This is a genomic window from Pseudarthrobacter sp. AL07 (assembly GCF_029960665.1).
Taxonomy (GTDB): Bacteria; Actinomycetota; Actinomycetes; order Actinomycetales; family Micrococcaceae; genus Arthrobacter.
The window spans coordinates 16,762-29,513 of sequence record NZ_JASBRB010000003.1 but is presented as its reverse complement, the minus strand read 5'-3'; the positions used below and the strand labels follow the sequence as shown (position 1 = coordinate 29,513).

The window sequence follows — 12,752 nt, the reverse complement described above, 5'->3', positions numbered from 1 at the left end:
AGGAGAACAAATGATGACCCCAGAATTTTCCCGGAGATCTGCCCTCAAGGGTGCAGGAGGCGCGGCCCTGTCGGGCCTGCTCCTGGCTTTCTTTCACGGGACTGCCCACGCGGACGACGCCTCGGACGCGATACTTTCACCATCGGATTTTGCCGGCCTGAGGCAAAAGTGGGTGGACCAGATCACGGGCAGGCGGACGATCGTGGCCGGTGACAGTGACTTCGTCAAGGCCCTGGCCACGCTGGACAAGAAGGCACGGACAGCGATTGATCTGCTTGACCACTCCGCAGGACGTTCCACCGTGTTCTCCGATCTCAGCCTTGCCAAAAATGCTGATCTGGTCACGACGCATACGCGTCTGGCAACCTTGGCGACGGCATGGGCCACACCCGGGTCTGCACACTACGCAGACAAAGGCCTGCTGGCCGCGATCCGGGCCGGCCTCGCCGATGCGAACTCCCTTTGCTACAACGAGACGAAGGAAGAACAGGGAAATTGGTGGTCGTGGGAGATCGGCACCCCTAAAGCCCTGGCGGACACCATGGTGTTGCTTCATGCGGAATTGACGGTGGCCGAGCGGACGGCATACTGCGCCGCTATCGACCACTTTGTTCCGGACCCGTGGCAGCAGTTTCCGCCACAGCGTGGGAAGATCACCTCCGTCGGGGCGAACCGTGTGGATCTCTGCCAGGCGATCATTATCCGGTCGCTGGTGGATGACAACCCGGAGAAACTGACCCACGCCGTCGCGGGTCTCAGCGACGTGTGGCAGTACGTTTCCAGCGGCAATGGTTTCTTCACTGACGGTTCCTTCATCCAGCACAGCACAACCCCGTACACCGGTTCGTACGGTGTCGTCCTGCTGACCGGATTGTCCAAACTGTTCGCCCTCCTCGGCGGGACCGGGGCAGAAGTGGCGGACCCCAGCCGCGAAATCCTGTTCAACACAGTTGAAGGCTCTTTTGCGCCGTTTATGGTTGCTGGTGCTATGGCGGATTCCGTGCGTGGCAGGAGTATCAGCAGGGAAGCCAACACGGGCTTTGACCTTGGGGCAAGCACTATCGAGTCCATTTTGCTTCTTGCCCGTGCGGTGGATCCCTTGGCTGCCGGGCGATGGCGGAGCCTGTGTCAGGCCTGGATCGCCAAGAACTCTCACGCCGCAATCCTCGCGGATGCCAGCGTGCCCAGAACCGCCCTTATCAAAGAGCTGTTTGCCATGGAACTCAAACCAACAGATCTTCCCCGCGGCCACTATCTGTTTCCCGCCATGGACCGCACCATGCATCACAATCAGGGCTGGACCCTGTCCACGGCAATGGCCAGTAACCGCATCGCATGGTACGAGTGCGGTAACGGCGAGAACAACCGCGGCTACCACACGGGTTCAGGAATGACTTACATCTACGACGCGGATCTTGCCCAGTACGACGACGCGTACTGGGCCACGGCGAATTACAGCCGACTCCCCGGCATCACTGTGGACACGACCCCCCTGCCGGACAAGGCGGAGGGCGAATGGGGTGCGGCCACACCTGCGAATGAATGGACCGGGTCGGCAGCCTATGGCGAAGTTGCAGCGGTGGGTGAGCACCTTATCGGCCCTGGAGGAACAGGTCTGCGGGCCCGAAAATCGTGGTTTGTCAGCCAGGACGTAATGGTGTGTCTCGGTGCGGACATTCGGACTGCCTCGGCCTCGGTGATCGAAACCGTGGTCGATCACCGAAACCTTCACAGCGGTTCGAACGCGATGAGGACGGCTGCGGGGACCATCTCCGCCACCATCGGCAGCCAGGAAGTCCTGACGGGGGACCGGTGGGTCCACCTTGAGGGGTTTGGAGGCTACATCGTACTGGACGCCGCGCCGCTGCACGTGCTGCGGGAACAGCGGGAGGGTTCATGGTCCGAGGTCAACGCCAAGGGCAGCACAGCCAGGAAAACCCGGAACTATGCAACCCTCTACTTCACTCACGGGCAGGGCGCCGAGGCCGCGTCGTACGCGTATCTTGTAGCTCCCGGCGCATCGGCCGACAGGACATCAGCATTGTCAGGACAGTCCTTCCACACCGTCCTCCGGAACGACGAAGTGGCGCAGGCCGTCAGATTCAAGAAGGAAAAAACGACAGCAGCAACCTTCTGGCGGCCGGGAGCCGTGGGGGATCTGGCCGTCTCGGGACCCGCCTGCGTGGTCATCAAAGAAGTGGGCGACCGGCTCAGCATCGCTGTCAGCGACCCGACGCAGGCCGCCCCCATGCTCTCATTGCGGCTGAGGACCAAGCGTAGTTACCGGATTGTGGAAGGCCAAGGCGCTTCCCTGATCCAGGAACCTGATGGCTTCATCACTCTTGCAGTCGAAACCGCGGGCCGTGCTGGGGTGTCGATGCAGTTCGAACTATCAGCCGAGGAATAGCTCACCTCCGATGGCAGGAGGGCCGCCGCCTGCGCGTGGTCCCTCCTGCCATCGACTACCGCTTGCCGGTCTTTTTGCCCCCACAGGATTCCCGAACCACGATCCTCGGGCGCAGGCGGACCTGGTAGATCGGACAGGCGTCGCCCTCCTTCAATCTGCGAAGCAGCACCTCGGCAGCCATCACTCCCAGTCGGTGTTTGGCGGGCGATACCGCCGTCAGCGGTATCGGGGCAATATCGGCCATTTCGTCGTCGTAGGAGACGAGCGCCAAATCTTCGGGAACTCTTAAGCCCGCACGTGTAGCGGCGCCTTGGAGTAAAGTCGCTTCCCGATCGCCAAATACCAGGGCAGCCGATGCGCCACTGTGGCGTAGCAGAGCAAACATCGCCTCGGCCTGATCGGCCTCCCAGACCGGTTTCGTCGCACTGAAAATCGGCACTTCCGTACCCGACGTATATAGACGCAGGTCCGCCACAGCGTTCCGGAACCCTGCCATGACCGCAGCCTGAGTCGGATTGCTGCTTTTGCCGCTTTGATTGGCCCGGGTCAGCAGAGCAATGCGCTGATGACCCAGTCCAGCCAAGTAATTAACCGCATCATAGGCGCCGCCTTGATGGTCAGAGCAGACATGTTCGGTCCGATCGGCAGCCCCCAGATCATTCAGGCTGCGCTCCAACAGCACGACAGGCACCGGAAGATCCAGTAGTTCGGCGACACGTTTCCGCGGATCGGGAATACCCGTCAGGGTAGGTACCAGTAGCAGTCCGTCCACCCCCGCATTCAGAAGAAAATCGATACTGGAATTCTCCCGCGACAGATCGTAGTGATAAGTCGACAGCTGCAGGTTCGCCCCCTGCGAGGTCAAATACTCTTCAATACCTTGAAGCACAGTGGGGTAGTACAGCTGTGTGTCCGGCAACAGCACACCGATCGTGTGGCGAGCCTTTTTCACCCCATGGGACGGCGGCGTTGCCACGAAGCTCCCGGCGCCTTGGCGCCTAATCACCAGGCCCTTGCTGACTAGGTCCTCAAAAGCACGTCGGACTGTCGTCAGGGACAGCCCCGTCTCTTGGGAAAGTTGCTGCTCCGTGGGCAGTTTCGTTCCGACCGCCCAGGTCCCTGCCAAGATTTCCCGCCTCAGCTCCTCACTCAGGTCTTGGAACTTCAAACCCTGTTTCGGGATGTCACGAAGCAGGCCCTGATCCGATAAAAACTTCCGTCGACTACTGGTCATGTTCTTATAATGCATGATCAATGAAGGTGGATTTCAGGAGTAATTCGCGAATCTGTGCGTTTAGCTCGGTCCTTTTGTGCCCAAACGGATCACGAACGCCGAAGTTGGTCTTTATTCCTCTTCTATGAGCGCGATAGAAGTGGTTTGCAACGACCAGCCTTCTAGGAGCGTAATGATCCACCATCCGAGACCCAATATCCTGCTGATCCTCAGCGACGACCAGGGGGCATGGGCGATGGGGTGCGCGGGAAATGATGAAATCCACACACCCCATCTGGACAGCCTCGCTGCAGGCGGGGTCCGCCTGAACAACTTCTTCTGCGTTTCGCCTGTCTGTTCTCCGGCGCGGGCCAGTTTGATGACTGGTCAGATCCCCTCCCGTCACGGCGTGCATGACTATCTGCATGGAGTGGAGACCGGCCCGGACGCCCCCGACTATCTGCGGGAACAGCGGCTTTTTACCGATGAGCTCGCCGAGAATGGCTACTACATGGGACTGTCAGGGAAGTGGCATTTGGGAGCCAACGACCGGGCGCGCGGTGGGTTCAGTCATTGGTTCGCGTTGGCCGGAGGAGGCAGTGCCTACGGGGGGGCGACCATGTACAGGAACGGCACCGAAGAGATCGTCAGTGGGTACCTGACGGATGCCATCACGGCTGACTCGGTGGGCTTTATCGAACGTGCCGCGGGCCAGGATTCGCCGTTCTTCCTGGCGCTTAACTACACCGCTCCACATAAACCCTGGAAGGGCCAGCACCCCGCTGAATTCACAAGACTATACGACGACTGTGCGTTTGAAAGCTGCCCCCAAGAGACCACGCATCCGTGGACTCCTACGGTCGACGGGGTACCCATTGGAGGTGAACCTGACGTGCGGGCAGCCCTGGTGGGGTATTTTGCCGCGGTCAGCGCAATGGATGCGGGCATAGGCCAAGTACTGAAGAAGCTGGAGGAGTTGGGACTGACGGACGACACGCTGGTCATCTTCAGCAGCGACAACGGATTCAACTGCGGCCATCACGGCGTCTGGGGCAAGGGAAACGGTACATTTCCGCAGAACGTCTTCGATTCGTCCGTAAAAGTGCCGGCCATCATTTCCTTCCCGGGCAAAGTCGCCCGGGGCACGGTTCGGGAAGAACTGCTCTCGGCGTACGACCTTCCAGCCACCATCCTGGAACTGGCCGGGCTCGACCCGACCGAATTTGAACAAGGCCCGGGGAACTCCTTTGCGGAGCTTCTCGGCGGAAACCCCCAGGTTTCCGCCGAGCCCCGGCCGGTGGTGGTATTCGATGAGTATGGACCAGTGCGCATGATTCGCAGCAGCTCGTGGAAATACGTCCACCGCTATCCGGAGGGACCCCATGAGCTGTATGACCTGACAGCTGACCCGGGGGAGCGGTGCAACCTCGTCCAGGACGTCGAACAGGAGGCCCGTGTGGCCCGTATGCGCCGCGACATGCAGCTCTGGTTTGACACCTACCAGAGCAGCGACGCGGACGGACGCAAATTTCCCGTCGTCGGAGCAGGGCAGACGCTCCCGGTCCGGCCCGACCCGTTGGGGGCGTTCACGCCACCAAACTGGGACCGCATGAGGACGGAGGAAGCCCGTGTCCACTGAGCGCCCCAATATCCTGTTCATCATCGCAGACCAATTCCGTAACAGCGCCTTGGGCTTCAGAGGGCAGGATCCCACCTACACGCCGTCCCTGAACTCCTTAGCGTCCGAGTCGAAAGACATCCTCCACGCCGTCAGCAACTATCCTGTTTGCAGCCCGCACCGGGCGATGCTGATGACGGGGCAGCACCCCCACCGCAACGGCGTCCCGGTCAACATCAACTCCAACACCGGCGCCGGCCTCAAACCTGACATTGGTACGTGGGCCAACGTGCTTGACGAGGCAGGCTACCGGACCGGGTATATCGGCAAATGGCACCTGGAAGCAGTCACGGAAGAGGACGCCATCTGGGGCGAAGGGTTTCGCGAAGGAGCTGTTTGGGACGCCTACTCACCCATGGACCGGAGGCACGGTTTCTCCTATTGGTACTCGTACGGAGCCGCGCACGACCACATGCACCCCCACTACTGGGTCGGGGATGCACCCCGCGAAAAGAAAATAACCGTGGATCAATGGTCGGTAGAACACGAAACCGACGTTGCCCTGCGCTTTCTCCAGGAAAGAGAAACCATTTCCGGGCCGTTCGCGCTCGTGGTGTCATACAACCCTCCGCACCAACCGTTCGAATTGGCCCCCCCGACCTACCGCAGCCGGTACACTCATCTGTCCGCGAGGGAACTACTGAACAGACCCAACGTCGACTTCAAGGACTCCGCCGCTGCGGAAGCAGTGCAGGCGGCCCCCTTGTACTTCGCCGCCATCTCCGCGCTCGACGAGCAGATCGGCCGGTTGCTAGCAGCCCTAAAGGACGGCGGTCAAGACGAAAATACGATCGTTATCTTCACCTCCGACCATGGAATGCAGCTTGGAAGCCACGGGCTAATGTTCAAGAATGTGCCGTGGGAAGAATCCATGTCTCTACCCTTCCTGATCCGTTGGCCCGAACGAATAGCACCTGGTGCTGACGACAAGCTCTTGATCAGCTCGGTGGACGTAGGCCCGACCCTTATCGGTCTCGCCGGGCTTTCTTCTCAGCCAAAATCGGCAATGCAGGGCACTGACTTTTCCTCACGCTTGACCAGCAGGACGTCGGAACCAGTCTCTGGCCCAGCCATCTATTACGGCCCCCCGGCGCAGGACGGACGGCCCGGCACGCGCGGCCTCAGGACACTGAGTCGCAAGCTACTTATTAGGTGTGACGCCGATCCAGCCCATCCGTCCGGCTTTGTGCTCTCCTCACAGCTGTACGATCTTAGATCCGACCCTTATGAGATGGAAGATCTGGCACCCTCCCGCCAGGCGGATGTTCAGGCGATGGGGCGTGAACTGCTTGAGCAGATGGAGATGGTCGGGGACCCGTGGGCGGCCAAAGACCGACTCCGAGATCTCCTGACCGGGGAATAAATGCAACTGAAAATAGCTGCCGAGGATATTGCTGGCGCCGCGGTCGCTGCCGACCAGACAGCCGACCGAATTGAGCTATACGCTTGTTTGGATCTCGGCCGGCCCACTGCCTCCCGCGATCTGCTTGAAGCGAGCCTCCGTCGGGCTCACCTGCCGCTGGAGGCCATCCGTTAGTCCGCGCCAGCCCTGCAACTCGGGTAGGCCGCGGCAGAGAACACAACCATGGCGCGGGACACAGCCACCTTGTCCAGGGATGGGACGGCCGGCGTGGTGTTCGGGCCCCGACACTGGAGCGAGCAATCGATCGTGATGGCGAGAGCCTGAATGTGCCAGGGAATGATGAGCCGGCATCGTGATGCTACCGGCCATGCTCGGGGGCGGACGGGCGGCTGGAGATCATGACTGGCGGCAGAGTAGAAGTCGCAGAAATCCGGATGCTGACAAGGGCGGGACTAAACGCTGCGCACTTCTCTGCTAGGCGGCCAGGTCCGGGGTCCGCTGCCACCGACCGGGACCTCGTCAGAGCAGCCCGCAGGGCTTCAGTCTTACAAGGCTTATGGTCCGAAAATCCCCTGGTTTATGCTGTCAGCCGGCCACGTTTCTTGCCGTATCCACGGAAGGTTCCGGGTCGTTTGCCTGAAGGAGGCTTTCAGACCCCGGTTGGACCAGTGAAGCTCCAAATCAGCCGCAACTCCTGAGAGGTCCATAACCCGCCCGGAGAGAGCCACGAGCCACGCGATGCGTAATTCCGCGCTGCTTTCCGGCGCAATACGGACCACCGGCACAGCCACCTTTGACCCCAGAACTGAGTCTGATGAATAGCAGATTCCAGCTGCAGCAGCGACGGGATTCCCATCCGCCCGGACACTGATCAAGGCAATGGACGATGAGAGCCCTTCCTGGGTTGTGGCAGTGGCGCACTCACCTTGGACAACGGTATCCATCGGCCCATCGGAGGGGAGAGCGTATCCGCTGACGGTGAGGGGCAGTGCCGCGGCATCACAGACTCTTGCCACTCTCAACTCCACCGCGTCATCAAGGACGACAGTGGCATAATCAACCGAGACGCCTCGTCCGGCGGCATCAAGCAGGAACCGAAGGCTCCCGCCATGCGGCCGGGCAACCCCCGCCAACGGGCCGCGATGGATGCTCGTGGCATCCTTCAGGGGAACGTAGATGTCGTTGTCCCTGAGATCGCCGTACTGGACCGGTGCCGTCGCCGTACTGAACGCCAACCGCCGGTAAAGGTGCGAGTCGTGGCGCGGGTGCCCTCCGCTGCCGAAATTGGCTATGCGAACAATATCGTCCTGCTGCGTCGAGTGAACCAGCCACTGCGGACCGGATAGTACCTGCCGAACGTCTTGGCATTCGATCTCAAGCGGCGCTTCGTCTGCGACCCAGGCCGTGTGCTCCGGCGGCAGAAGCAGACCCAGAAAGCCCTTGCTCAACCACAGTGGTGATCCCGGGGCGTTGTAGGACTGAAGTATGCCTGTGTTCTCTTTCCACCAGCCCAGCGACACCACACCGTCAGCACCCACGCCACGGTCCGTGAAATGCCTAACCACACCGGAGGCCAGCCTGCGTGTTCTGCCGACAGGTAAAGGAGAGACGCCCTGGATTTCGCCCATCCAGAAAGGGGCAACGACACCCCACCGGTAGATCAGGGAGCGGCCCTGGATCAGCGGGCTGCCAGCCGCAGAGAACAAGTGTTCATACCCCCGAAGGAAGTCGCGGAGCCGGCTCTTATACAACTTGAGACGCTCGGAGGAGGCCGTCGCTTTGCCCGCGGTGCCGGTAAGCATGTCAATGATGAAAAACGGGTACAGGTGGAATGTCCATGCATTGTAATGGTCGAAGCGGCGGCCCTCCCCGTCGGAATACCAGCCGTCCCCGACGTACCAATCTTCGATCCGATCGAGGGCGGCTTCGATTTCAAAAATATCAAACGGGGCTTCCACCGAGGCGAGGAAGGCCTGAATGGTTGCCCCGAACATCACGTGGTTGTTATCCGCTCCGAATCTACCTGTAGACCCGGAGAGCCAGTGCACAACCCGGTGCTTTACCCCGTCGTCCAGTCCATGCCAAAGCCACGGCTTGGACAGATGAAGAGCGAGGGCGATTGATGTCGCTTCAACGGTCGGCTGCCCGTGATCCCGCAATTGGGGCCAGGCTTCAGGGCCGGAGGCCTGTGTCCCCGCCGCCAGCGCTGCGGAGTACCAACGGATGAGTTCCGGCTGCGCGCCCGCGGATCCTGCGATGCGCAGGGACGCCAGCAGAAAGGACCTGGCGAAACCCTCGAGTTCGGCAGTGTCGCACTGCCGTGAGGGTGACGGAAATGCCACCCGGGCACCTCCGGGAGAGGAGTGTTTCTGAGCCCCGGCGATGAGTCTGTCTGCGAGGTGCTCCCACGATGCGCGGTTCCAACCGGTGATTGAATCCCTTTGAGGGATGTTTGCCTGTGTCCGGGAGTCGTTACTGCTCACGTTTAGAGTGCCAGATTCGCCACTGGCACGGACTCCACAAATGAGACAGCTTCACGGTTTGAGGCTGAGCGGTAAGCGGCAAGGACTGTCTCAACGACTCGGCGGGCGTGGGTATTGCTGACCTTCGGGTCGAGCCCGTGCAGTGTCGCTATGAAATCTGAAAGCTGGCCTGTGAAACCATCTTGGATGCCGTGCTCCGAGGAATGGAAGATTGTTTTGCTCGTTCCGTTGTGCCTGACGACAGTTCCACGGTCAGGAGTGCAGGAGATGGTTCCGAGTTCGCAGATGAGAAGAATCTCATCGAGGCGGTGCGGGGGATCCGAAGCAACGACGATGTTCACCTCCACCCCGTTGCGTAGGTGCAGGAGAACGTACCCGTCCGTCTCGACTGGCACGCCGAATCGGTTGAGCGTCCGTGCGTCAAGGGTATCCACTGTCGAATCGGCCAGCCAAAGTGAACGGTCGATACAGTGCCCGCCGATGTTCATAAGGGCCCCACCGCCGGCGATCGAAGGGTCGAAGAACCAGTCTGGGCGCGTCCCGGGCCGGTAGTCCGTGCTCCTAAAGTCCCTAATCATTAAGAGCTTCCCTAGCGCTCCGGATCTTAGGAACTGTTCTGCCGCGACTTTTTCAGGAAGGAAGTGCTGGATGTGTCCGACGACCAGGTTGACGCCAGCTCGGCTGCAGGATTCTGTCATCAGCTGGCAGTCCTCCAGGCTGGTGGCCATCGGTTTTTCCACCAGAACATGGATCCCGGCATCTGCCGCAGCAAGAACCATCTCAAGGTGGAGGGAGTGTGGGGTATTGACAATGACCGCGTCCAGGCCCGCCTGCTTATACATGGAGGGATAGTCGGTGTAGACGGCGGCGCCGATGGGTTCAGCTACCTTCTCCGCTGCTTTGATCTGCAAGTCGCAGACGGCCACCATCTCCACATTGGGCAGTACTGCGGCAGCGTGGGCATGGAGATGCGCAACCGCGCCTGCTCCAATGATTCCAAGACGGATCAATGCATACCTCTTCACTCGATTGGACTACCTCACGCGAGGCCAGGGAATAAGCATGAGTATTCCTGTCAAAAAAGGTATGAATCCAGACCTAATCCAAGGGGCGCAGATCTTGTGGCGGGCGAAAGCCGACGCAGTCACCGAGTGGCACGTGCCTAAGACCGGCTCCGAGTTAATAGCACTCTTGTAGTACCACTTGAATCCTTCTTTTTGCGGGTGTGATAGTCATCTCAGTCGAACCGTGGTACTCGCGGTTCCCCCCTACACGAAAGGTGAATACCATGGGCAACGCCCGGATTTTTCGCCCTCTAGCCCTGCTTCTTGGCTCGGCCCTGGCATTGTCGGCCACCGCTTGTGGTGGTCCAAGCGAGTCCAGCGCGGAGGCGAAAGCCACCGACATCACCAGTTCCATTGACGGCCAGAACCTCACTTACTGGTCGATGTGGAAAGAAGGTGAACCCCAGCAGAAAATCCTTGCGGCAGCAATCGCAGACTTCGAAAAAGAATCCGGCGCCTCCGTCAAGGTGCAGTGGCAGGGACGCAGCAGCACCGAAAAGCTCGTCCCCGCGCTCAACACCAACAATGTCCCCGACATTGTTGACGGCGCCTTCGCCAAACTGGCCCCTGTCATTGGTGACACCGAACAAGGCCTGGGACTGGCCGCCACCTACGATGCGACCGTTGACGGCAAAAAGGTCTCCGACCTGATTCCCGAGAAGTACCTCGCGAATGCCGCGATAGACGGTAAGGACGGTCAGCCGTGGATGCTGCCTTACAGCTTCAGCTCGGACGGGCTGTGGTTCAACCAAGCCAGCCACCCGGATCTTGCCTCGGCGCCGCCCAAAACGTGGGATGAGTTTCTTGCCACGCTCGATGCCTTGAAGAAGGCCGGGGAGGTTCCACTGGCAGCCGATGGTGACATCGCCGGCTACAACTCCACCTGGTTCATTACCCTGATGCAGCGGTACGGCGGCCCTGGCGCCTTCAAGGAACTGGCAGCCGACAAATCCGGTAACGCGTGGGATAATCCGCAGGTCCTGGAAGCGGCGAAGAAGGTCGAATCATTGATCAAGGGCGGCTATATCATCAATGGCTACGATTCCAGTAAGTGGCCGGCCCAGCAACAGCTTTGGGCCACCGGAAAAGCCGCCCTTCTGCTGAACGGCTCATGGCTTCCAACCGAAACGGCACCGTACGCGACCCCAGGCTTCAAATATTCCTCCTTCCAGTTCCCGGCAGTTGATGACAAGCCCGCCAGTGTCCGCGCTGACTTCGTCGGGTTCGCGATTCCCAAGAAGGCGAAGAACGCCGCCGCCGCCCAGCAGCTCGCGGTCTTCATGTTGAAGAAGAAATATCAGGACGCGTACGGAACGGAAGCAAAAGTACTTCCCATCCGTGCAGATGCAGCAACGTCCCCGGAGATGGCCTCCATCAAGGCGGCCCTTGACGCTGCCCCGCAGATCCACCAGGCATTCGACGGAGTTGTCTTCCCCGGGTATCTGGACAAGGTCTTCAACCCTAAAAATGACCAGCTCTTCCTCGGAAAGATCTCTGCTGAGACGTTCGTGAAAGAGATGAAGCAGGCGCAGAGCCAGTATTGGAAGGACAACGGCTGATGACGTTGACCCCAACGAAAGACCAGACCGGAGTGTCGGCACGTTCGTCGCGCTCCACATCCCGGAAACTCAATCGGGCCGAGGGAAGCTCCATTGAGCGCCAGCGGCGGAAACTCCTCATTCCGTTCGTGGGACCGGCGTTCCTGTTCTACACCCTGTTGTTTGTTCTTCCGGCGGCCGGCGCTATGTGGATCAGCCTGCACAGGTGGTCCGGCGCCGGGCCCATGAAGTTTGTGGGGCTGGACAACTATTTCCTGGTCTTTCGGGATGAGTTGTTCCTCAAAGCGTTCGGTAACACGCTGCTGCTGCTGTTTGTTGTCGGCATAGCCATCTTCGTGATCGCTTTCGGGCTGTGCCTAATCCTCCGTGACATGGTGGGTAAGAAGATTGCCCGTTCGGTCATCTTCTTTCCGCACCTGATCAACGCGTTGGTCTTCGGTGTACTTGCGGGGTTCATCTTCAATCCCGGGGGTCTGGTCAACACGCTGCTGAAGCCGTTCGGGGTGACCGATCCGCCGAAATGGCTCGCTCAGGACAACCTGTTCCCCTTAATCATGGTGACGTTGATTTGCACCACCACGGGCTACTTCACCACCATCCTGATGGCTGGAGTGGACCGGATTCCGCCCTACTACTACGAGGACTGCGCCCTCGCCGGTGCAACGCCGTTCCAGCGTCTGCGCTACGTGGTTCTCCCGTTGACGTGGGATGTGTTCGGAACCTGTGCCGTCTTGTGGACGATCTCATCCATCAAGATCTTCGAAGTCGTATGGGTCTTCGGCGGCAGCAGCGGCGCAGGCATCCCCCCAACACAAAGCTGGACGACCGCCGTGTACACCTACGTGACTGCCTTCTCCGCACAGTCGACACCGGCGTACGGTGCGGCCACAGCATCCGCCATTATTTCGCTGGCACTCATCTCCGTACTCGTTGTCATTCTGCGCAGGGCCATGCGCCGTGACGCCGTCGAATTTTAGGAAGAACG

Annotated in this window: 8 protein-coding genes; 5 read left to right on the top strand and 3 right to left on the bottom strand. The window is 60.1% G+C overall.

Going from position 1 to position 12,752, the window contains the following annotated elements; translation table 11 throughout:
- The first annotated feature begins 10 nt into the window (after positions 1-10).
- Complete coding sequence (locus tag QK290_RS03745) at positions 11-2,407, top strand: polysaccharide lyase 8 family protein (protein WP_282329392.1); 2,397 nt, start codon at positions 11-13, stop codon at positions 2,405-2,407.
- Between the two features lie 55 nt (positions 2,408-2,462).
- On the opposite strand, the gene QK290_RS03740 is transcribed toward QK290_RS03745, so the two are convergent.
- Positions 2,463-3,656, bottom strand: coding sequence for a substrate-binding domain-containing protein (locus QK290_RS03740; protein ID WP_282329391.1), 1,194 nt, complete (start codon positions 3,654-3,656; stop codon positions 2,463-2,465).
- Between the two features lie 157 nt (positions 3,657-3,813).
- On the opposite strand from QK290_RS03740, the gene QK290_RS03735 reads away from it, so the two are divergent.
- Both QK290_RS03735 and QK290_RS03730 read left to right on the top strand, forming a co-directional pair.
- Positions 3,814-5,259, top strand: coding sequence for a sulfatase-like hydrolase/transferase (locus QK290_RS03735; protein ID WP_282329390.1), 1,446 nt, complete (start codon positions 3,814-3,816; stop codon positions 5,257-5,259).
- Positions 5,249-6,661: a sulfatase gene (locus QK290_RS03730; protein ID WP_282329389.1), complete on the top strand. Its 1,413-nt coding sequence runs from the start codon at positions 5,249-5,251 to the stop codon at positions 6,659-6,661. The genes QK290_RS03735 and QK290_RS03730 overlap by 11 nt, the downstream gene beginning before the upstream one ends.
- Positions 6,662-7,215: 554 nt before the next feature.
- On the opposite strand, the gene QK290_RS03725 is transcribed toward QK290_RS03730, so the two are convergent.
- Positions 7,216-9,144 carry a DUF2264 domain-containing protein gene (locus QK290_RS03725; protein WP_282329388.1) on the bottom strand — a complete coding sequence of 643 codons (1,929 nt, stop codon included), beginning with the start codon at positions 9,142-9,144 and terminating at the stop codon, positions 7,216-7,218.
- 2 nt (positions 9,145-9,146) lie between these two features.
- On the bottom strand, positions 9,147-10,169 hold the full coding sequence (locus QK290_RS03720) for a Gfo/Idh/MocA family oxidoreductase (RefSeq protein ID WP_282329387.1): 1,023 nt from the start codon (positions 10,167-10,169) through the stop codon (positions 9,147-9,149).
- A 263-nt stretch (positions 10,170-10,432) separates the two neighbouring features.
- Between QK290_RS03720 and QK290_RS03715 the strand changes: the two genes are divergently transcribed.
- Positions 10,433-11,767, top strand: coding sequence for an extracellular solute-binding protein (locus QK290_RS03715; RefSeq protein WP_282329386.1), 1,335 nt, complete (start codon positions 10,433-10,435; stop codon positions 11,765-11,767).
- Positions 11,767-12,744 carry a sugar ABC transporter permease gene (locus tag QK290_RS03710; protein WP_282329385.1) on the top strand — a complete coding sequence of 326 codons (978 nt, stop codon included), beginning with the start codon at positions 11,767-11,769 and terminating at the stop codon, positions 12,742-12,744. The genes QK290_RS03715 and QK290_RS03710 overlap by 1 nt, the downstream gene beginning before the upstream one ends.
- The last annotated feature ends 8 nt before the right edge of the window (positions 12,745-12,752 follow it).

Excerpts from the sequence above, each read along its gene's own strand:
- QK290_RS03745 (WP_282329392.1), top strand. The coding sequence starts at position 11 with ATGATGACCCCAGAATTTTCCCGGAGATCTGCCCTCAAGGGTGCAGGA.
- QK290_RS03740 (WP_282329391.1), bottom strand. The coding sequence starts at position 3,656 with ATGCATTATAAGAACATGACCAGTAGTCGACGGAAGTTTTTATCGGAT.
- QK290_RS03735 (WP_282329390.1), top strand. The coding sequence starts at position 3,814 with ATGATCCACCATCCGAGACCCAATATCCTGCTGATCCTCAGCGACGAC.
- QK290_RS03715 (WP_282329386.1), top strand. The coding sequence starts at position 10,433 with ATGGGCAACGCCCGGATTTTTCGCCCTCTAGCCCTGCTTCTTGGCTCG.
- QK290_RS03710 (WP_282329385.1), top strand. The coding sequence starts at position 11,767 with ATGACGTTGACCCCAACGAAAGACCAGACCGGAGTGTCGGCACGTTCG.